Annotated in this window: 19 protein-coding genes; 15 read left to right on the plus strand and 4 right to left on the minus strand. The window is 71.7% G+C overall.

Annotation, left to right across the window (positions count from 1 at the left end; all coding sequences use genetic code 11):
- Positions 1 to 32 precede the first annotated feature (32 nt).
- From ABIC70_RS11780 to ABIC70_RS11790, 3 genes are all read left to right on the plus strand, one after another.
- Positions 33 to 347: a hypothetical protein gene (locus ABIC70_RS11780; protein ID WP_043354509.1), complete on the plus strand. Its 315-nt coding sequence runs from the start codon at positions 33 to 35 to the stop codon at positions 345 to 347.
- 139 nt (positions 348 to 486) lie between these two features.
- Positions 487 to 786, plus strand: a complete 300-nt coding sequence (locus tag ABIC70_RS11785) for a GCG_CRPN prefix-to-repeats domain-containing protein (RefSeq protein WP_043385077.1) — start codon at positions 487 to 489, stop codon at positions 784 to 786.
- A gap of 163 nt (positions 787 to 949) precedes the next feature.
- Positions 950 to 1,426: a hypothetical protein gene (locus tag ABIC70_RS11790; protein WP_043759047.1), complete on the plus strand. Its 477-nt coding sequence runs from the start codon at positions 950 to 952 to the stop codon at positions 1,424 to 1,426.
- Positions 1,427 to 1,730: 304 nt separating this feature from the next.
- Here ABIC70_RS11790 and ssb read toward each other — a convergent pair whose 3' ends face one another.
- Positions 1,731 to 2,306 carry a single-stranded DNA-binding protein gene (ssb, locus tag ABIC70_RS11795; protein WP_043354664.1) on the minus strand — a complete coding sequence of 192 codons (576 nt, stop codon included), beginning with the start codon at positions 2,304 to 2,306 and terminating at the stop codon, positions 1,731 to 1,733.
- Between the two features lie 168 nt (positions 2,307 to 2,474).
- Positions 2,475 to 3,494, minus strand: a complete 1,020-nt coding sequence (gene curA, locus ABIC70_RS11800) for an NADPH-dependent curcumin/dihydrocurcumin reductase (RefSeq protein WP_354439769.1) — start codon at positions 3,492 to 3,494, stop codon at positions 2,475 to 2,477.
- Between the two features lie 124 nt (positions 3,495 to 3,618).
- Between curA and ABIC70_RS11805 the strand changes: the two genes are divergently transcribed.
- Positions 3,619 to 4,017: a DUF4174 domain-containing protein gene (locus tag ABIC70_RS11805; RefSeq protein WP_043385084.1), complete on the plus strand. Its 399-nt coding sequence runs from the start codon at positions 3,619 to 3,621 to the stop codon at positions 4,015 to 4,017.
- 137 nt (positions 4,018 to 4,154) lie between these two features.
- Complete coding sequence (locus ABIC70_RS11810) at positions 4,155 to 4,331, plus strand: hypothetical protein (protein WP_164706367.1); 177 nt, start codon at positions 4,155 to 4,157, stop codon at positions 4,329 to 4,331.
- A 497-nt stretch (positions 4,332 to 4,828) separates the two neighbouring features.
- On the opposite strand, the gene ABIC70_RS11815 is transcribed toward ABIC70_RS11810, so the two are convergent.
- Both ABIC70_RS11815 and msrQ read right to left on the minus strand, forming a co-directional pair.
- On the minus strand, positions 4,829 to 5,224 hold the full coding sequence (locus ABIC70_RS11815) for a hypothetical protein (protein WP_179697127.1): 396 nt from the start codon (positions 5,222 to 5,224) through the stop codon (positions 4,829 to 4,831).
- 68 nt (positions 5,225 to 5,292) lie between these two features.
- Entirely contained in the window at positions 5,293 to 6,222 is a 930-nt protein-coding gene (gene msrQ, locus ABIC70_RS11820) for a protein-methionine-sulfoxide reductase heme-binding subunit MsrQ (protein WP_111473635.1), read from the minus strand.
- 209 nt (positions 6,223 to 6,431) lie between these two features.
- Between msrQ and ABIC70_RS11825 the strand changes: the two genes are divergently transcribed.
- From ABIC70_RS11825 to ABIC70_RS11870, 10 genes are all read left to right on the plus strand, one after another.
- On the plus strand, positions 6,432 to 7,442 hold the full coding sequence (locus ABIC70_RS11825; protein ID WP_043354665.1) for an aldo/keto reductase: 1,011 nt from the start codon (positions 6,432 to 6,434) through the stop codon (positions 7,440 to 7,442).
- Between the two features lie 367 nt (positions 7,443 to 7,809).
- Positions 7,810 to 8,574 carry a ribosome maturation factor RimP gene (gene rimP / locus ABIC70_RS11830; RefSeq protein ID WP_043385087.1) on the plus strand — a complete coding sequence of 255 codons (765 nt, stop codon included), beginning with the start codon at positions 7,810 to 7,812 and terminating at the stop codon, positions 8,572 to 8,574.
- Positions 8,575 to 8,638: 64 nt separating this feature from the next.
- On the plus strand, positions 8,639 to 10,282 hold the full coding sequence (gene nusA / locus ABIC70_RS11835; protein WP_043354656.1) for a transcription termination factor NusA: 1,644 nt from the start codon (positions 8,639 to 8,641) through the stop codon (positions 10,280 to 10,282).
- Between the two features lie 25 nt (positions 10,283 to 10,307).
- Complete coding sequence (locus ABIC70_RS11840) at positions 10,308 to 11,030, plus strand: RNA-binding protein (protein ID WP_043354654.1); 723 nt, start codon at positions 10,308 to 10,310, stop codon at positions 11,028 to 11,030.
- A 76-nt stretch (positions 11,031 to 11,106) separates the two neighbouring features.
- On the plus strand, positions 11,107 to 14,037 hold the full coding sequence (gene infB, locus ABIC70_RS11845; RefSeq protein ID WP_043385089.1) for a translation initiation factor IF-2: 2,931 nt from the start codon (positions 11,107 to 11,109) through the stop codon (positions 14,035 to 14,037).
- Between the two features lie 103 nt (positions 14,038 to 14,140).
- The gene (rbfA, locus tag ABIC70_RS11850; RefSeq protein ID WP_043354641.1) at positions 14,141 to 14,569 is read left to right on the plus strand and encodes a 30S ribosome-binding factor RbfA; all 429 of its coding nucleotides are present in this window, start codon (positions 14,141 to 14,143) and stop codon (positions 14,567 to 14,569) included.
- A gap of 67 nt (positions 14,570 to 14,636) precedes the next feature.
- Positions 14,637 to 15,653, plus strand: a complete 1,017-nt coding sequence (gene truB / locus ABIC70_RS11855) for a tRNA pseudouridine(55) synthase TruB (protein ID WP_051044951.1) — start codon at positions 14,637 to 14,639, stop codon at positions 15,651 to 15,653.
- 134 nt (positions 15,654 to 15,787) lie between these two features.
- Positions 15,788 to 17,173 carry a dihydrolipoyl dehydrogenase gene (locus ABIC70_RS11860; protein WP_354439770.1) on the plus strand — a complete coding sequence of 462 codons (1,386 nt, stop codon included), beginning with the start codon at positions 15,788 to 15,790 and terminating at the stop codon, positions 17,171 to 17,173.
- Between the two features lie 84 nt (positions 17,174 to 17,257).
- Positions 17,258 to 19,873, plus strand: a complete 2,616-nt coding sequence (locus ABIC70_RS11865) for a histidine kinase dimerization/phosphoacceptor domain -containing protein (RefSeq protein WP_354439771.1) — start codon at positions 17,258 to 17,260, stop codon at positions 19,871 to 19,873.
- A complete protein-coding gene (locus tag ABIC70_RS11870) occupies positions 19,870 to 20,463 on the plus strand; it encodes a biliverdin-producing heme oxygenase (RefSeq protein ID WP_043385097.1) in 594 nt (197 codons plus the stop codon). The genes ABIC70_RS11865 and ABIC70_RS11870 overlap by 4 nt, the downstream gene beginning before the upstream one ends.

A 20,463-nucleotide genomic window follows, 5' to 3' on the forward strand; every position in this document is an offset into this window, starting at 1 on the left:
CTTCCACCGCACAGCGAAGCGGAGAGGCATCCATGACGCGCGACGGAAACCGCCCCCATCCCAGCGCCCTGGCGCGGTACCCGGTTCCGATCGAGCTGATCTCGGCGCTGTTCCGCGCCGACGACGCGGAGCGCGACCGGCTGCTCGCCCCGATGCCGGCCTATGGGCGAGCCCGGATCGCGGCCTATTGCGCCGACAACGCGCGGCTCGCGGCGCTCGGCCTAAAGGTGGCGCGGTCCTGCGACGAGGCCACGCTCGTCAAAGCGGCGGGCCAAGCCGTCGGCGCCGACCTCTACGCGCGCTCACGGGCCGCCGCGCCGACCCCGGTCCGGCTTCAGGCCGCCTGACCGATCCGTCGCGCGTGGGCCCGTCCGGCCGATCCCGTCGGGTTGATGAATGGCCGGACCTGTCCCGGTTCACGGCGACCGGCGCATCCTCCTGCCATCGGTCCGGTGCGTCCGGCCCGCTGGTTCAGGAGATCGTGTCATGATGCGCTCCAAGATGCTCGGCCTGGTCGCGGTGGTCACGGCGGGGCTCGCCACCGCCACGGCGGCGAACGCGGCACCGTTCGGCTACGGCCCCCCCGATGCCGGGGTCGTGATCGAGCGCGTGGCCGGCGGCTGCGGTCCCGGCTTCCACCCCAATCCCTGGGGCCATTGCCGGCCCAACGAGCGCGGCTGGGGCTGGGGCGGTCCCCGCGGGCCCTACGGGCGGCCGGGCTACGGCGGCTACGAGCGCGGCTATGGCGGCTATGACGGCCCGCGCCGGTTCCACGGCGGCTGGTAGCCCGCGCGGCCGGCTCGGGACCATACCCCGGATCCGGATCGGACCGGATCCGGGCCTGGTTGCCGACTTGTCCCGCCGGAACGGACACCCGCATATTCACGACGGGATAGAGCCGTATTAGTCTCTTCCGGGACGACACATAGTGTCCCGGAGATTTTTCGATATGCGCCGCTATGTATTTGCATCCCTGATGATTGCCGGCGTGGCGGCCGGTGCCTCGCCGGCCGCTGCCCTGTCGACCAAGGAGTGTTCGGCAAAGTATCAGGCCGCCAAGCAGGCGGGGACGCTCAACGGGCAGAAGTGGAACGACTTCCGCAAGGCCGAGTGCGGCGCGGCGGCCGATACCGCCCCGACGACCGCCCCCAACCCGGTCTCGCCGACCGCGACGACCGCCGCGCCCGCGGCCCCGCCGGCAGCCGGTTCGCGCGCCGGAACGACACCGCCCGCCGCCGCCGGATCGGCCGCCTTCCCCCGCGCCATCGATCCGAAATACGCCAAGGAATCGGCCGGCAAGGCCCGCATGCACACCTGTCTCGACAGCTACAACGCGGCCAAGGCCGCCGGCACGTTGGGCGGCATGAAGTGGATCGAGAAGGGCGGCGGCTACTATTCGGCCTGCAACAAGCAGCTCAAGGGCTGAGCCGCTTCGCGGCCGCGGCCCGAGCGGGTCCCGATCCCGCTCGGACCTGGCGCCCGACAAGACAGGCCCCGACGGTCGAAGCGATGCGACCGGCTCCCTCATTCTGGTGGGGAGGGGGGCCGGGTTGGGATTGGTGGAGAGGGCACCGGATCGCGCGATCCGGCGTCGCCCCCACCTTCGGTTCCTCACCGCGAGGGGAGGCGCGCATGCAGAGGCCCGAGATGGGGAAGCATCCGAGCCTGCAGAGACGCCGCCGGCGCCACGACCGGCGCCGGCGGCGTTGTCCCGACCGGACCGACGGCGCCTAGAACGGGATGTCGTCGTCGAGGTCGTAGCCGCCGCGGCTTCCGCCGCCGCCGCCGTTGCCGCCACCGCCCGAGGAGGCCGGAGCCGGACGCCGCTCGCCGCCCTGGGCGCGACCGCCTCCGAAATCGCCGCCGCGGTCACCGCCCCGGCCGCCCCCGAAATCCCCGCCGCGGCTGATCTGGCCGCCGCCCTCTTCCTCGCCGGCGAAGTCGCCGCCGCCGCCGCGCCCGTCGAGGATCGTCATCTCGCCGCGGAAGCGCTGGAGCACCACCTCGGTCGTGTACTTCTCGACGCCGGAATTGTCGGTCCACTTCCGGGTCTGAAGCTGGCCCTCGATATAGACCTTCGAGCCCTTGCGCAGGTACTGCTCGGCCACCCGGGCGAGGTTGTCGTTGTAGATGACGACCGAGTGCCACTCGGTCTTCTCCTTGCGCTCGCCGGTCGCCTTGTCCTTCCACGACTCCGACGTCGCGAGCCGCAGGTTGCAGACCGGGTCGCCCGACCCGAGGCGGCGCATCTCGGGATCGCGCCCGAGATTGCCCACCAGAATCACCTTGTTGACGCTGCCCGCCATCGCTCTCTCCTAGTCGTACGGATCTCACTGGGCACTTGCCCGGCGGCGCGCGAACCATGCGCCCGGGCCTCCGGAGCGGCAACCTGCGGGGCGGGCTTGTGCCCGCTTTCCGCAGCGCCGCCGGGTCTGTTTGTTCTATATCCGTTCCAGATCGGCGGCAAGAAGCCTTCAGGACACGCGGACGACGAGCTTGCCGAAATTCCGGCCCTTCAACAGGCCCATGAACGCCTCCGGGGCGTTCTCCAGGCCTTCGACCACGTCCTCGCGATAGCGGACGCGTCCGTCCTGGATCCAGCCGGCGACCTCCTTGCGGAACGTCTCGGCCTGCTCGGCGAAGTCCCAGACGATGAAGCCCTGGATTTGCAGCCGGTTGGTCAGGACCGCACGCATCAGGCCGGGCAGGCGGTCCGGGCCGGCGGGCACCTCGGTGGCGTTGTAGGCCGAGATGAGGCCGCAGACCGGGATCCGCGCGAAGGGGTTGAGCAAGGGCATCACGGCGGCGAAGACCGCGCCGCCGACATTCTCGAAGTAGACGTCGATGCCTTTCGGGCAGGCGGCGGCCAGCGCGCCGGGCAGGTCGGGGCCGCGATGATCGACGGCGGCGTCGAAGCCGAGTTCCTCCGTGAGGTAGCGGCACTTCTCGGGGCCGCCCGCGATCCCGACGGCGCGGGCGCCGTGGATCTTGGCGATCTGCCCGACCAGGGAGCCCACCGGGCCGGCGGCGGCGGCCACCACGACGGTCTCGCCGAATTTCGGCCGGCCGATGTTGAGGAGGCCGGTATAGGCGGTCATGCCCGGCATCCCGAGCACGCCCAGCGCCGTCGAGGGCGGGGCGGCGGCGGGATCGACCTTGCGCGAGCCCTTGCCGTCGGTGACGAAATAGTCCTGCCAGCCCGCGAAGGCGGTCAGCATCTCGCCCACGGCATAGTCCGGGTGGTTCGAGGCGACCACTTCGCCCACCGTCTCGGCGGTGATCGGCGCGCCGATCTCGACGGGCGCCGCGTAGGATTTCGCGTCGCTCATCCGGCCGCGCATATAGGGATCCAGGGACAGCCAGCGGGTGCGCAGGAGGACCTGGCCGGGTCCGGGCTGCGGCACCGGCACCTCCTCCAGGCGGAAGTTCTCGGGCCGCGGCTCACCGTGCGGGCGCGAGGCCAGGACGATGCGTCGGTTCATGGCGGTGGTCATGGCGAACTCCCGGTTATTGCCTGTCGCCTCCGATCTGGGGCGCCGGACCGTGGAGGCAAAGGCGCGGCTGTGATCTCCCGGACGGCTCGCGCGTTGTCCCGTCTCGGGAGCGCGGAGCGGCGGCATGCGGGGAACGGCACTGGGATTCGGGCTGGCGGCGATGGCGACAGGGGCCGCCCTGGCCGGTCCCCTCGACGCCTATCGGGACCGCGCGCGGGTGCTGGTCCTGTCGGCGCCCGAGGCCGGGGACGCGGATCTCCGGGCGCAGCGGGCGGCCCTGGGTTCGGCCCGCACCGGTCTCGCCGACCGCGACCTCGTGGTGCTGGAAGCGGTCGGGTCCGGGGCGCAGGCGCAGGCCCTGCGCACCCGGCTCGGCCTGCCCGCGGACAGCTTCCGCGCCGTTCTGATCGGCAAGGACGGCGGCGCCAAGCTCACCGCCGAGGAGCCGATCGCCCCGCAGGCGCTGTTCGCCACGATCGACGCGATGCCGATGCGCCGCGCCGAGATGCGCGAGCGCCGCTAGGGCCGGATCCCCTGTGAACCGACGGGGTGCGGACACCAACGGTTAAGCCTACCGGCCTATCACCGAAACGTGTCGACGGCCGCGTATCGGCCGTCCGTTGAGGCCCGCCAGGACGCTCGGACGAGACGCTCGAATCGATGACCCGACAACAAGTCGCCACCGCCATCCGCCGCCTCGTCGACCTGCAGGTCGAGGATATCGAGCGCGCGGTCCGCGACGGCCATAAGACCATCGCGCTGAACGAACTGGCGGATCTGAACCGCCAGCTCAAGGCCTTCGCGGCCGCCCTCAAGAAGGCGCCGGCCCGCATCTGAGCCGGCGCGACGCTACCAGCGCGGTCCGCCCCAGCGACGGGGCGGAATGTCCTCCGGCGGCGGAGGCGGCGGGGGCGGCCCGCGGTCGACGACCGGCTCGTCGCAGACCCGCACCCGGCGTAAAACCGGCGCGCCATCCGGATCGAACCGACGCCGCACGAATTCCCGGCACGCTTCGGGGGGCGCCGCCGTGAAGCGTGGGCCGCGGAACTCGGCCTCGGGACGTGGCGGCGGCGGCGGTCGGCGCTCCGGCTCCTCCTCCTGAGCGGGATCGCCATAGCCATGAGGAGGCGCGGAGGGACCGTCGAAATCGGCGGCCAGCGCCGGGCCCGTGGCGAGGAGCAGGGCGCAGAAAGCTGTGCGGACGAGGGAACGACGAGCGGGCACGGGGGCCTCGGCGTGATCGGGCGCGCGGGGATCGCGGCCATCATCACCGGAGCTAGCGCCAATGCGCCTGAACCCTCCCCGTGTGGTGCTGTCGGGTGCCGTTCAGCCGGCTATTTCTGCATCGCGTTGACTTCGCACTGGGCGTAGTCCGCGCTCGCCTTCACGTAGGCGTTGAGCTTCTGCAGGTAGGCCTCGGCGATCGGCCGGAAGGCCTGCGCCTGCAGGTTATAGGCCTTGATCGCGTCGTTGTAGCTGTAGCCCTCCCAGCCCGGGCAGCCCTCCTTGGCGTCGAGGCAGGCGGGCTTCTGCGGCAGCGCCGGCTTGGTCGGGCGGGCCGAGGCCGGCGGCGGCTCGGGCGCCGTGCAGGCTGCGACGGCCTGTGCCGCGGCCGCCGGGGGCGGCGCGGCGGGAGCCGCCTTGGCGGCCGGCTTCCCGGGTGCGGGCGGTGTCGCGAGGGCGACCGTCGGCGCGAGCAAGCCCGCGATCAGGAGAAGCGTGCCGCGCATGGCGTCTTGAAAGCTCCGCTGGGCCCGGGGCCGCCGGCGGCGGAGGACCGGGAGCGGGTTCTGCGGCATCAGGCCCGCGGCGACAAGGGCTCCCGGACCGGATCCCGGCGGGGCGTGGCGGCCGGCCGCCTCGTCGGCGCCGGGCCGGCGGCGCGCGCCTTCGGACCGCGCACCAGCGCCAGGAGCGGCAGCGACAGGCCGACCGCCAGCACCCACCAGGCCGGCCGGATCGGCCCGGAGAAGTCCAGGTTGGCGGCGAGTACGAGGCTGGCCGGGACGCCGCTGGCGAGCCCGTACCAGGCGGCCTCGAGACCCGCGGTGGCGAGGCTGGCGAGGATCGCGAGCAGCAGGAGCGACCAGGGCCGCTCCGGCCATTTGAACCGCCGCATCACCCGCCAGCCCATCAGCAGCAGGAACAGGCCGGCCGAGAAGACCGGATCGGTGACGTCGATCTTGGACTGCAGGAAATAATGGACCAGGGCCAGGACGGCGATCGTGTAGACGAGGCGGTGCAGCCGGTTCCAGTTCGGGCCGAGGTTCCGGATCGCCGCATCCGTGGAGGTCAGGCCGAGGGCGATCAGGCCGATCAGCGCCACGAAGCCGATCGTCAGGTAGAGCCGCAGGGCGATCTCCGAGACGACCTTGGTGAGGATCAGGTTCTGGTCGACGGCGTAGAGGGTGAGATGGGCCACCGCGTAGGCCATCACGGTGATGCCGAGCATCCGCCGCACCGCGATGACCTTCGCCCAGTCGGCGATGCGGCGGAGCGGCGAGATCGCCAGGGAAAACAGCAGGAAGCGCACCGCCCACTCGCCGGTCGCGTGGATCAGCGCGGTGATCGGCTTCGCGCCCAGCGCGTCGAGCCGGTAGGCGGCCGCGAGGTACAGGGCCGGGGCGATGCAGGCCAGGAAGACCGCGAGCTTCAGCCAGGAGAGGCGACCGGCCCGGTCGAGCCAGGGGCGGGGGATGGCGGGGAGAACGGCCGAGCGGTCGATCATGGGTCTCGGACAGGCTCTTTTTCGGTGAGGGACGGCGGCGACCCGCCAGCGACATGCGCCACGGCGAGAACGGCCGCCCCCGGGCTCCGGTGCCGGCACGGGTCGGTTCGCCGCGGCCGGGCGCAGGTTACACGGGCCTGTCGCCCGGCACGGTTGACCTCGGCCGCGCCGCGGCGAGATAGCGGGGCGACGGACACCGGATGGATCCCATGCAGTACCGCAAACTCGGCCGCTCCGGCCTCAAGGTCTCGCCGATCTGCCTCGGCACGATGATGTTCGGCGGCCCCACCGACGAGGCCACCGCCGGCCGCATCGTCGGCAGCGCCCGGGAGGCGGGGATCAACTTCATCGACACGGCCAACGTCTACACGGAGGGCCGCTCGGAGGAGATCACCGGCCGGGCGATCAAGGGCGACCGCGCCGCCTGGATCCTGGCCACCAAGGTCGCCAACCCGACGGGCGAGGGCGTCAACGACCGCGGCCTGTCGCGGGTCCACGTGATGAAGGCCGCCGAGGACAGCCTGCGCCGCCTCGGCACCGATGTCATCGACATCTACTACCTGCACAAGGAAGACCACGATACGCCGCTCGCCGAGACGGTGCGGGCGATGGCCGACCTCGTGCGGGCGGGCAAGATCCGCCATTTCGGCGTCTCGAACCACCGCTCCTGGCGGGTCGCCGAGATCTGCCGGCTCTGCGACGAGCTGGGGATCGACCGGCCGGTGGTGAGCCAGCCCTACTACAACGCCTTCAACCGCATGCCCGAGACCGAGCACCTGCCGGCCTGCGCCCATTACGGGCTCGGCGTCGTGCCGTACTCGCCGCTCGCCCGCGGCGTGCTCACCGGGAAGTACGACCCGGATGCCCCGCCGCCGGCCGAATCCCGCGCCGGTCGCCAGGACACCCGGATGATGCAGACCGAGTGGCGCCCGGAATCCCTGCGCATCGCCCGGACCCTGAAGGCGCATGCCGAGGCGCGGGGCATCACGGCCGGCCAGTTCGCCACCGCCTGGGTGCTGAACAACCGCCTCGTCACCGGCGTCATTGCCGGGCCGCGCACCGAGGCGCAATGGCAGGAATATCTCGGCGCCCTCGACTACGCCTTCACCCCGGAGGACGAGGCGCTGGTAGACGGGTTCGTGGCCGCGGGCCATCCGACCACGCCGGGCTACAACGATCCCGCCTATCCGCTGGAGGGGCGGGTGCCGCGGGGCGGCTGAAAGGCAGCCGATCCCCAACCCCCTCATCCTGAGGTGCGCGCGCCTCGAAGGAGCCCTCCGGACAGCGCGCGATCCCTGGAGACCGCCTTCGAGGCCTCCTTCGAGGCCGCCGCGACGCTCCGGCACCTCAGGATGAGGCCGAGACCGGGACGAACAGGGCTGCGTCGTGCGCCTGATCCGTCTTGCGCTCCCGGCCGAGGGTCGCTATCTAGCTCTCAACAGTTCTGATGGCAGTCGAGAGGCTGCGGTTCGGGAGTGGGCCCCACCGGGTCCGCTCTTTTTTTTCGCCGCAGAGCCTCTCGCCGCACAAGGCCGCACGCCGCGGGCGGGCCACGCAGAACGCCGCGAAGGTTGCGCGCTCAAACCCATGTCGTCCGAGATCGAAGCGGATCTGTCCGAAAAGCGCCTCGTCCGCGAGGCCGGTGTCGCCGCGCGCGTCGCGCAGGCGATCGAGGGGCCGCTCCAAGGCCTCGGCTTCCGGCTGGTCCGGGTGAAGATGTCCAACATCAACGGCTGCACCGTGCAGATCATGGCGGAGCGGCCGGACGGCTCCTTCACCATCGACGATTGCGAGGCGGTGAGCCGCGCGATCTCGCCGATCCTCGACGTCGACGATCCGGTGGGCGGCGCCTACAACCTGGAAGTGTCCTCGCCGGGGATCGACCGGCCGCTGGTGCGGATCTCGGACTTCGCCCGCTGGGTCGGCTACGAGGCCAAGGTCGAGCTGAGCCCGCCGCTCGATGGGCGCAAGCGCTTCCGCGGCATCCTCGGCGCGCCGGATCTGGACAGGCAGACGGTCCCGATCGACCTGCCCGACGTGAAGGAAGGGCTGCCGAGCCGCATCGACCTGCCGCTCAAGGACCTCGCCGAGGCCCATCTCGTCCTCACCGACGACTTGATCCGCGAATCGCTCCGCCGCGGCGGACCGCCCCCCGCGGATGAGGCCGAGGAGACGGATGACGCGGAGCCCGCCGAGGAGCGCGCGGCGCCGCCGGCGCGCAGCCCCTTCCAGCCGAAGGGGCCCCGGAAGGCCAGCCCCGCGGCCAAGCTCCAGAAGCCGGCGCGGACCGGTCCGAAGAAGCCGGTCGTGACCAAGGCGTCCCGGCTGAAGGACCGCGATTCGCTGCATTGAGACCCCAATGTCGGCCGCCCGGCGGCCGGCTCGAAGATTTGACGGAAGAGAAGGACCGACACCGATGGCCGTCGTCAGCGCCAACAGGCTCGAACTCCTCCAGATCGCCGATGCGGTCGCCCGCGAGAAGGTGATCGACCGCTCCATCGTCATCGACGCGATGGAGGAGGCGATCGCCAAGGCCGCGCGCTCCCGCTACGGCGCCGAGACCGACGTTCACGCCGAGATCGACCCGAAGACCGGGGCTTTGCGCCTCTCGCGCCACCTCCTGGTCGTCGATCAGGTGGAGAATGACGCCCGCGAGATCACCCTGGACCAGGCCCGCCGCTACAACCCGGGGGCCCTCGTCGGCGACGTCATCTCCGACACCCTGCCGCCCTTCGATTTCGGCCGCGTCGCCGCCCAGTCGGCCAAGCAGGTCATCGTCCAGAAGGTGCGCGACGCCGAGCGCGCCCGCCAGTTCGACGAGTACAAGGACCGCATCGGCGAGATCCTCAACGGCATCGTGAAGCGGGTCGAGTACGGCAACGTCATCGTGGATCTGGGCCGCGGCGAGGGCATCGTGCGCCGGGACGAAATGATCCCGCGCGAGACCTTCCGGCCGGGCGACCGCATCCGCTCCTACCTGTTCGACGTGCGCTCGGAAGTGCGCGGGCCGCAGATCTTCCTGTCGCGCTCGCACCCGCAGTTCATGGCCAAGCTGTTCGGCCAGGAAGTGCCCGAGATCTACGACGGCATCGTCGAGGTGAAGGCTGTGGCCCGCGACCCGGGCTCCCGCGCCAAGATCGCGGTGATCTCCCGTGACGGCAGCATCGACCCGGTGGGCGCCTGCGTCGGCATGCGCGGCTCGCGCGTGCAGGCCGTGGTCGGCGAGCTGCAGGGCGAGAAGATCGACATCATCCCGTGGTCCGAGGACGAGGCGACCTTCATCGTCAACGCCCTCCAGCCCGCCGAGGTGGTGAAGGTGGTGCTCGACGAGGAGGCCGACCGCATCGAGGTGGTGGTGCCGGACGACCAGCTGTCGCTGGCCATCGGCCGCCGCGGCCAGAACGTCCGCCTCGCCTCCCAGCTCACCGGCTGGGACATCGACATCCTCACCGAGGCCGAGGAGTCGGAGCGCCGCCAGAAGGAGTTCGCCGAGCGGACCCAGGTCTTCATGGAGGCGCTGGACGTCGACGAGACCGTCGGCCAGCTGCTCGCGGCGGAAGGCTTCCGCAACGTCGAGGAGATCGCCTACGTCGACATCCAGGAGCTCTCCGGCATCCAGGGTCTCGACGAGGAGACCGGCACCGAGATCCAGGCCCGCGCCCAGGACCACCTCGCCCGGATCGAGCAGGCCCACGACGCCCGCCGCACCGAGCTCGGCGTCGCCGACGAGCTCCGCGAGATCGAGGGCATCACCACGCCCATGATGGTCGCCCTCGGCGAGAACGACGTGAAGAGCGTCGAGGATCTGGCGGGCTGCGCCACTGACGACCTCGTCGGCTACACGGAAGGCCGCGGCCCCGAAGCGGTGCGTCATGCGGGCTACCTCGACGGCTTCGACCTGTCCCGCGCCGAGGCGGAAGCTCTGATCATGGCCGCCCGCCTCAAGGCCGGCTGGATCGAGGCGCTGCCGGAGCCGGAAGGCGAAGACGGTGCCGAGGAAGGGGCCGAGGAAGGGGCCGAGGCGGCCGAGGGCGAAGAAGCCGCCCGGGCCGAGGGCTGAGCCGAAGGCCGGCGGCGGAAACGCGATGGTCGCGGACGACACGACCCTGCCCGAGGACGGGCTGGCTGCCGGGGGGCTCGATGCCGGCCCTGGCCGCCGCGCGCCCGAGCGGACCTGCCTCGTCACGCGCGTCGCCCAGGCGCCGGAGGCGATGATCCGGTTCGTGCGCGGGCCGGACGGCAGCGTCGTCCCCGACCTGCGCGCCAAGCTCCCGGGGCGCGGCGCCTGGATCAGCGCCCGGCGCGAGGCGGTCGCCACCGCCGTGCGCAAGAATCTTTTCTCGCGGGCCTTCAAGGGGCCGACCCCGGCCGCGCCCGATCTGCCGGACCGGATCGCCGCGGGGCTCCGGGAGGATCTGCGGCAGGCCATCGCGCTCGCCAACAAGGCGGGCTGCATCGTCGCGGGCTTCTCGAAGGTCGAGGCGGCGATCGGCGGTCAGCCCGGTGCCATCGCGGTGATCCACGCCGCCGAGGCGAGCCCGGATGGCCGGCGGAAGATCGCGTCGGCCTTGCACAGGCGCCATGGCGAGGCCATGTCAAGGATCCCGATCATCGATGACCTGTTCGAAGACGAATTGGACATGGCTTTAGGTCGGGGTCATGTGATACACGCTGCGCTCGTCGCAGGAGCCGGAGCCGCCGGCTGCCTGTCGCGTTGGCGTCGGCTACGCTCCTTCGAGGGCGCCGCCGCGGCGACCGGGGAGCCCGATCCAGCCCGAATCGGCGGGATCGATGAAGCCTCACGTTGACGACGCAGGACGGATTTGGCCGGCGCCACCGGGCGTCGGTTCACGGGACGATGGAAACCCTCAGGGTTCAGGCTGAATGAGCGATACGAATAACCCGGGCGACAAGACTCTGAATCGGACTTCCCCGAAGCCGCTTTCCCTCAAGCGGCCGATCGAGGCGGGCACCGTGCGTCAGAGCTTCTCCCATGGCCGCTCCAAGCAGGTCGTGGTCGAGACGGTGAAGCGCCGCGTGATCGGCGCGGCTCCGGCCGCTCCTGCCCGTGAGCCTGCACCCGCACCGCGTCCGGCACCGGCCGCGCCCGCGGCCGCGGCCCCCCGTCCGGCCCAGCGGCCGGCCTCGGGTGTGGTCCTGCGCACGCTGAGCGAACAGGAGAGCGCCGCCCGCGCGGCAGCCCTCGCCGACGCGCAGCGCCGTGAGGCCGAGGCCCGCCGCAAGGCCGAGGCCGAGGCCGAGGCGCGCCGCCGCGAAGCCGAGGAGCAGGCCCGCCGCGAACGCGAGGCCGCCGAGGCCCGCCGCCGCGAGGAGGAGGAGCGCAAGGCCGCGGCTGCGGCAGCCGCGGCTGCGGCGGCTGAGGCCGCCAAGGCTGCAGAAAAGGCAGCCGAAGCCCAGGCGGCCGCTCCCGCACCCGCTCCCGCCCCCACCGCCGCTGCGCCTGCCGCTGCTGCACCTGCCCGTCCGGCCGAAGCGCCTGCCGCGCCGCCTGCCGCTGCCCGTCCGGCCGCGGCTGCGCCCGCGCGTCCGGCCGCTGCGCCGGCCCGTCCGGCTGCTGCGCGTCCGGCTGCGCCCGCCGCGGCTCCGGCCGCGCCGCGCCCCCCGCTGACGCCCCGACCCTCCACGGGCGAGCCGCGCAAGACGATCACGGCCGATTCGCGCAAGCCGCGCGATCTCAACTTCATGGCCAAGCCCGCTCCGGCGCCCGAGCCCGAGAAGAGCGCGACGCCGGCGACCGCCGCCCGTCCCGCCGGTGCCGGCGCCGCGGCGCGGCCGGCCGGTCGCGGTGCCCAGACCAACGACGACGAGTCCGAGACCAAGCGGGTCATCCGCCGTCCCGGCATGCCGCTCAAGATCATCACGCCGCCCAAGACGCCGAAGTCTCCGGGCGGTGACCGCAACCGCGGTCGCCTGACCATCGCCAACGCCACCTCGGGCGAGGACGAGCGGACACGCTCGGTCGCCTCGTTCCGCCGCCGCCAGCAGCGCATGAGCGGCCGCGGTCAGGTGGAGCAGAAGGAGAAGCTGTCCCGCGAGGTGACGATCCCCGAGACGATCACGATCCAGGAACTCGCCAACCGCATGTCGGAGCGGGCCGTCGATGTGATCCGCATGCTGATGAAGCAGGGCCAGATCCACAAGATCACCGACGTGATCGATTCGGACACCGCCCAGCTCATCGCCGAGGAGCTCGGTCACACGGTCCGTCGCGTCGCCGAATCCGATGTCGAGGAGGGCCTGTCGTCCGACGAGCCGGATCTGGAGGAGGATCTCGATCCCCGTCCGCCGGTGGTCACCATCATGGGCCACGTCGACCACGGCAAGACGTCGCTGCTCGACGCGATCCGCAAGGCGAACGTGGTCGAGGGCGAGGCCGGCGGCATCACCCAGCACATCGGCGCCTATCAGGTCGCGTCGCCGTCCGGCGACATGATCACCTTCATCGACACCCCGGGCCACGCGGCGTTCACGTCGATGCGCGCCCGCGGCGCCAAGGTCACCGACATCGTCGTGGTCGTGGTCGCGGCCGATGACGGCGTCATGCCCCAGACCATCGAGGCCATCCAGCACGCCAAGGCGGCCGGTGTCCCGCTGATCATCGCGGTCAACAAGATCGACAAGCCGGATGCCAAGCCGGAGCGGGTCCGCACGGAGCTGCTGCAGCACGACATCCAGGTCGAGTCGATGGGCGGTGAGACCCTCGAGTTCGAGGTCTCGGCCAAGACCGGCGAAGGACTGCCGGAGCTTCTGGAGGGTATCCAGATCCAGGCCGAGATCATGAACCTGCGCGCCAACGAGAAGCGCGACGGCGAGGGTACGGTCATCGAGGCGCAGCTCGACCGCGGTCGCGGCCCCGTGGCCACGGTCCTGGTCCAGCGCGGTACCCTGTTCACCGGCGACATCGTCGTGGCGGGCGCCGAGTGGGGCCGCGTGCGCGCCCTGATCGACGACCTCGGCGAGAACGTCCAGTACGCCGGGCCTTCGGTCCCCGTGGAGGTGCTGGGCTTCAACGGCACGCCGGACGCCGGCGACCGCGTGACCGTGGTGCCGAGCGAGGCCCGCGCCCGCGAGGTCACCGAGTACCGCGCCCGCCAGAAGCGCGAGCGTCAGAACGCCCGGACCGGCGGCGCCAACCGGTCGCTCGTCGATATGATGCGCGACCTCAAGGAAGGCGCCGGCCGGAAGGAACTGCCGGTCGTCATCAAGGGCGACGTGCAGGGCTCGGTCGAGGCGATCTCGGGCGCGCTGGAGAAGCTCGGCAACGACGAGGTCGCGGCCCGCATTCTTCTGGCGGGTGTCGGCGGCATCACCGAGTCGGACATCACCCTGGCGCAGGCCTCCAAGGCGGTGGTTATCGGCTTCAACGTGCGCGCCCTCAAGGAGGCCCGCGAGGCCGCCGAGCGGGCCGGCATCGAGATCCGGTACTACAACATCATCTACGACCTCGTGGACGACATCAAAGCCACGCTGTCGGGGATGCTGCCGCCGACGCTCCGCGAGGAGCGCCTGGGCGAGGCCGTCATCCAGGAGGTCTTCGAGGTCTCGAAGGTCGGCAAGGTCGCGGGTTGCCGCGTCCAGGACGGCATCGTCGAGCGCGGCGCCCATGTCCGCCTGATCCGCGACAGCGTCGTGATCCACGAGGGCAAGCTGAAGACCCTCAAGCGCTTCAAGGACGATGCGAAGGAAGTCACCTCCGGCCAGGAGTGCGGCATGGCCTTCGAGAACTTCGAGAACATGCGCGCCGGCGACGTGATCGAGTGCTACCGGGTCGAGGAGATCCGCCGCACCCTCTGACACACCGGACTCATCCGGACAGGGCGGCCGCGGCACCTGCCGCGGCCGTCTTTTCGTTTTCAGGACGTGAGCCGTCCGCTCCGGCGGAAAGGCCCGAGACAGAATGGCCCAGAAACCGACTTCCACCGGCCCCTCGCAGCGCCAGCAGCGCGTGGCCGAACTCGTGCGCCACGCGCTCGCCGAGGTGCTCCAGCGCGGCGACATCCAGGATCCGGTGCTCGGCACGCATGTCGTGACCGTCCCGGAGGTGCGGATGTCGCCCGACCTGAAGCTCGCCACCGCCTACGTGATGCCGCTCGGCGGTCTCGACGAGGCGCCGGTGATCGCCGCCCTGGAGCGTCACCGGAAGGTGCTGCGCCAGGAGGTGGCGCGGCGGGTGAACCTGAAATTCGCCCCGGAGCTGCGGTTCCGACGGGACGAGACCTTCGACGAGGCGGCCCGCATCGACAAGCTGCTGCGGGACGAGCGGGTCCAGCGCGACCTTGAGACCGGGCACGAGGACGACGAACCGGAGACCGGGACGGGGCATTGAGTCCCGATACCCAACAGAAAGGGACGGGGCATCGACCCCGGGGGACAACGCGGACATGACGGTTTCCATGGAAGATCTTCCGCCGGCCGAGCACCAGGCTCCCGTGCCGGGCGCTGAGCGTCGTGGCCCGGAGGGCCGCCGTCCGCAGCGCGGGCCGCGTCCCGACCGCCCGAAGCGCCGGGACGTCTCGGGCTGGGTGATCCTCGACAAGCATGTCGGCATGACCTCGACCCACGCGGTCGCGGTGGTGAAGCGCGCCTTCAACGCCAAGAAGGCGGGCCATGCCGGCACCCTCGATCCGCTGGCCTCCGGCATCCTGCCGATCGCCCTCGGTGAGGCGACCAAGACCGTCCCGTTCGTGATGGACGGCCGGAAGGCCTATCGGTTCACCGTGCAGTGGGGCATCGAGACCGATACCGACGATGCCGAGGGGCGTCCCGTGGCCACCAGCGAGACCCGCCCGGACCGTGCGGCGGTCGAGGCCGCGCTCCCGGCCTTCGTGGGCGCCATCGAGCAGGTGCCGCCGCGCTACTCGGCGATTAAGATCCAGGGCGAGCGCGCCTACGACCTCGCCCGCGAGGGCGAGGTGGTGGAACTCGTGGCCCGGCCGGTGCAGATCGACCGGCTCGCGGTGGTCGAGCATGACGGCGAGCGCACCGTGATCGAGGCGGAGTGCGGCAAGGGCACCTACGTGCGGGCGCTGGCCCGCGACCTCGGCCGGATGCTCGGCTGCTACGGCCATGTGGCGGCCCTGCGCCGGACCCGTGTCGGTCCCTTCTCCGAGGCCGAGGCCTGCCCGGTCTCGGCCCTGACCGACGGCAGCCCGGAGGCGGCGCTCGCCTATCTGCGTCCGGTGGAGACGGCCCTCGATGCCATCCCGGAAGTCGCGGTCTCCCGTGATCTGGGCCTGCGCCTGATGCGGGGCCAGCCGGTGATCCTGCGGGGCCGGGACGCCCCCGTCGAGGGCAAGGCCTTCGCAACCTGTGCTGGCATTCTGGTCGCCGTCGGCGATGTGGAGCGCGGCGAACTGATCCCCCACCGGGTGTTCCACCTCGGCGGCACGGCCCCTGGCCGCAGCGCCTGAAACGCCGGCTCCGCACCGCCCGGTCCGGTGCGTGCGGAGCCCCGCCCGGTCCGTGCCGCCCTGAGACGTGATCGCGCAGGCGGAACGAACCTCGGCCGTACCGCTTTGGCTCCGGCGAACGGTCCGGGATGCTCATGCGCGAACTCGACTACGACGTGGCGGTGATCGGTGCCGGCACAGCCGGCATCGCCGCCCATCGCGCCGCTTCGGCCGCGGGGGCGCGGTCGGTGCTGATCGAGCGCGGGCCCGGCGGGACGACCTGCGCGCGCGTCGGCTGCATGCCGTCGAAGCTCCTGATCGCCGCGGGCGCTGCCGCCCACGCGGCCCGCAACACCGCGCTGTTCGGCATCCGGGTCTCCGGCGTCACGGTGGACGGGCCTGCGGTGCTGCGGCGTCTCCGGTCGGAGCGCGACCGGTTCGTCGCCAGCGTCGTCGACGGTCTCGCGGATCTCCCCGAGGACGAACGCCTCCGCGGCACCGCCCGATTCGAGAGCGACCGCACGCTGGTGATCGGAGACGCCATGCGGATCCGCTTCCGGGCGGCGGTCATCGCCACCGGGTCGAGCCCGATCGTGCCGGAAGCCCTGCAGGGTCTCGGCGCGCGCGTCCTGACCACCGATACCCTCTTCGAAATCCCCGATCTCCCGGATTCGCTGGCCATTCTCGGGGCCGGGCCCGTGGGGATCGAGATCGCCCAGGCGATGGCGCGGCTCGGTGTCGCCGTCACGGTGATCGATGCGGGTGACACCGTCGCCGGCCTGAGCGAGCCGGAACTCGCCCGGCAGGCCGCCGCGATCTTCGGCGCGGACCTGGATCTTCACCTCGGTGCCGAGGTTCGGACGGCAGCGCCGGACGGCGACGGCGTATGCCTGCACTGGATCGACCGTGACGGGCGCGAACAGGTCACCCGGGCGTCGCGGGTGCTGGCCGCTACCGGCCGGGCCCCCAACTTGGATGCCTTGCGGCTTGAGGCGGCGGGCCTCCGCCGCGACGAAGACGGAGTGCCGGAATTCGACCGGCACAGCCTCGTCTGCGCGGGCGCGCCGATCCTGATCGCGGGCGATGCCGACGGCTGGCGCCCTGTCCTGCACGAGGCCAGCCGCCAGGGCCGGATCGCGGGGGGCAACGCTGCCGCCCTGGCCGCGGGCCGCCCGGTCGCGGCCCCCGCCCCCTGGACCCGCCTCGCCATGGTTTTCACCCATCCTCAGGCGGCGGTGATCGGCGCCCCCTACGATCCGGAGAATGCGGCACGGGTCGTCGGCACGATGGACTTCTCGGATCAGGGCCGCGCCCGCGTCGAGGGGACGAATCGCGGCGGCATCCGGCTCTGGGCCGACCGGTCGGGGCACCTCCTCGGCGGCGAGATGCTCGGACCGTCCGTAGAGCACCTCGCGCACCTGCTCACCTACGCAGTCGCGCACAAGCAGACCGCCCAGACCCTGCACGATCAGCCAGTGTACCACCCTACGGTTGAGGAAGGGCTGTTCAAGGCGATGTCTAAGATCGTACAGAGCACTTGAGGTTTTGATCTTGCTGACATCACAAGCATTGCGCTCGGCCCATCCCGTCGCCATACCCAGTTGAATGAGCCGGTTTCGCTCCTGATGCCGCCCAGCCAGGCCCCCAATACCGACGTCGATCTCGACGTCATCGCGCCGGACGCGCTCGACCGCCTGGACCAGGGCGTGATCGGGCTCGATTCGGCTGGCACCGTCGTGGCCTTCAGCGAGGGCGCGAGCGCCATCTCGGGCCTGTCGCGCGAGGCCGTGCTGGGGCGGGACTATTTCCGCGACGTGATGCCGGGCACCAACGTGCCGAATTTCCGGGGCCGGTTTCTGGCAGGGGCCCGCCGCGGGACGCTGGACGAGACCTTCGACTACGTCTTCGGCCGGCTGCCGCAGCCTTTGCGGGCCCGGATCCATATGCGCCATGGCCAGATCGCCGGGGGCAGCCCGGTGACATGGCTGACCATCGATCCGGTGGAGAGCCTCGGGGCCGACCACTCGCGCGAGGCCGTCATGGCGGCGATCGGTCGGCGGGTGCGCGCCGAGCCGGTGGATGCCAGCCTGTGCGAGCGTGAGCCCATCCACATCCCGGGCTCGATCCAGCCCAATGCCGTGATGCTCGCCGCCGACGCCGGGACGCTCCTGGTGGTCGCCTATTCGGCCAATGTCGGCGAGATCGTCGATCCGATCGAGTCGCCTCTGGCGGGGCGCCCCCTCGCGGACGTGCTGCCGGCGGATTTCGTGGCGGCGATCCGCGCCCGTCTGGCGCGCGGGACCCTCCATGACGGCGCGTCCCTGCGCCGGACCCTGGCATTCCCGGGCCGCGGGACCGCCTATCACGCCGTCGCCCATGCCCATGCCGGCCGCCTCATCGTGGAGATGGAGCTGGAGCCCGATTCGGCCGACGATTTCGCCACCGCCAGTCAGGCCGATACCGAACTCGCCGTCGGCCGCCTGCGCGAGGCCGGGACCCTGGCGGATATCGCCCGGATCGCAGCCCTCGAGATCCGGGCGCTCACCGGCTTCGAGGCGGTCTTGGTCTACCGCTTCGACACGGACTGGAACGGCGAGGCCGTGGCCGAGGACAAGGTGCCCGACTGGTCGCGCAGCCTGCTGGGCCTGCGCTTCCCCGCCTCCGACATCCCCGCCCAGGCCCGGGCCCTCTACACCAAGGCCAAGAGCCGCTTCGTCATCGATCGGGACAGCGTGCCCGTCGGGCTGGTCTCGGCGCCCGGCGCCGGCAACGGCCCGATCGACCTGACCTTCGCCCAGCACCGCACGCTGTCGCCCATCCACCTGGAGTACCAGCGCAATCTCGGCGTGAACGGCTCCATGTCGATCTCGATCATGGTCGAGGGGCGGCTCTGGGGCCTGATGATCGGGCATCATCGCCGCCCGCACTACGTCACGCCGGAGACCCGTGCGGCCGCCACGGTGCTGACCGACGCCTTCGCCATGCGGGTGCAGGAGATCGAATCGCGCCGGCTCTGGGCCGAGCGGCAGGCCCATCTCGACGTCGAGGGGCGTCTCGTGCGCGGCCTGACCCGATCCGACGATTTCGTGGCGGCCCTGACCGACGGCACGACGACGCTGCTCGACCTGTTCGGCGCCACCGGCGCCGGCATCGTTTCAGGCGACCGGGTCACGGGGATCGGGCGGACGCCGCCGGTCGACATGGTGGCGGCGATCGCGGGCTGGCTGCGGGCGGGCGTGCCGGCGGGCGAGGTCGCCTACAGCAGCGACAGCTTCACCGCGGATTATCCGGAGGCGGGCCCGCATCGGGAGATCGCCAGCGGCCTGCTCGCCGTCTTCGTCGATGCCTCGCGCGAGAACCTGCTGCTGTGGTTCCGGCCGGAGGTGCCCAGCACGGTGACCTGGGGTGGCGACCCGCGCAAGCCCGTCCTCGCCGGCAGCGGCCCGGTGGCGGTGCTGCCCCGCCGCTCCTTCGAGCGCTGGGTCGAGGAGCGCACCGGCTTCGCCGCGCCCTGGGCGGAATGGCAGGTCCACCTCGCCGGCTCCCTGGCGGAGGCCGTCGAGGGCGTGGTGCTGCGCCAACGCCGCAAGATCGACGAGCTCACCGGCCTGCTCGCCGAGAAGGAGCGCCTCCTCGAGCAGAAGGATCTGCTCACCCGGGAGATCGACCACCGGGTGAAGAACTCCCTGCAGATCGTCTCGGCCTTCCTGCAGATGCAGCGGCGCCAGATCGCCGACGGCGAGGCGCGGCAGGCCTTCGCCGACACCTCCGCGCGGGTGATGAGCGTCGCGCGGGTGCATGACAGCCTGTACCAGGCCGACCGGTTCGACGAGGTGGATCTCGGCCAGACCATCGAGAGCCTGTGCAACGACCTCGCGGGGCTGGCAGGCGACGGGCATGCCGTCGATCTCTCGGCGGAGCCGGGCCTGATGGTGCCCTATCGCAAGGCGGTGGCGCTCTCGCTGATCGCGACGGAACTCGTCACCAACGCCTTCAAGTATGCGGCCAACCCGACAGGCGGCGGCCGTGTCGAGGTCAGCGTCTCGGCATCGGGCCCCGGCGAGGTCCAGTTGCGGGTCTGCGACGACGGATCGGGCCTGCCCGACGACTGGGCGGACGCCAAGGCGCGGAGCAAGGGCTCGGGACTGGGCATGAAGCTGATCCGGGCGATGCTCGATCAGATCAACGCCAAGCTCACCGTCGCCAACAATCCCGGCGCCTGCTTCACGATCACCGCGTGAGAACCCGCGACGGCCTGCATGCGCGGCTGCGTGCCGCGACCGATCCGGCTCACCGGGCGCTGGAGGCGTCCCTGGACTGGCAGGCGCGGGTCGCGACCCTGAGCGGCTATCGCAACCTGCTGGGGCGTCTCTACGGGTTCCACGCGGTCTGGGAATCCGCCATCGGGTCCGGGCTCGCCGACGAGGTTTTCCTGGCGCCGCGCCGCCGTCTCACGCGCCTCGCCGCCGATCTCGACCATCTCGGCCTGACGCCCTCCGCGGTCGCGGCGCTCCCGCGACCGACCTCCCTGGTCTTCGACGGACCGGCCGCCGCCATGGGCGCGCTCTACGTGCTGGAAGGCTCGACATTGGGCGGCCAGCTGATCGGCCGCCACATCGCCGGCCTGCACGGCTTCTCCGGCGACGGCCTCGCCTATTACCGGGCGCACGGGCCCGCCGCGGGGGCGATGTGGGCAGCCTTCCGGACGCGCCTGGAGATCTTCGGCGAGGACCCGGCCGCGGAGGCCGCGCTCACCGGCGCGGCCGTGTCGACCTTCTCGGCGATGGGCGCGTGGCTCGGTCCCGGTCCGGAGACTCCGGTCGCCGCCTGA

Origin of the sequence: Methylobacterium sp. 1973 (assembly GCF_040545035.1) — a bacterium.
In the GTDB taxonomy this organism is placed as follows: domain Bacteria; phylum Pseudomonadota; class Alphaproteobacteria; order Rhizobiales; family Beijerinckiaceae; genus Methylobacterium; species Methylobacterium fujisawaense.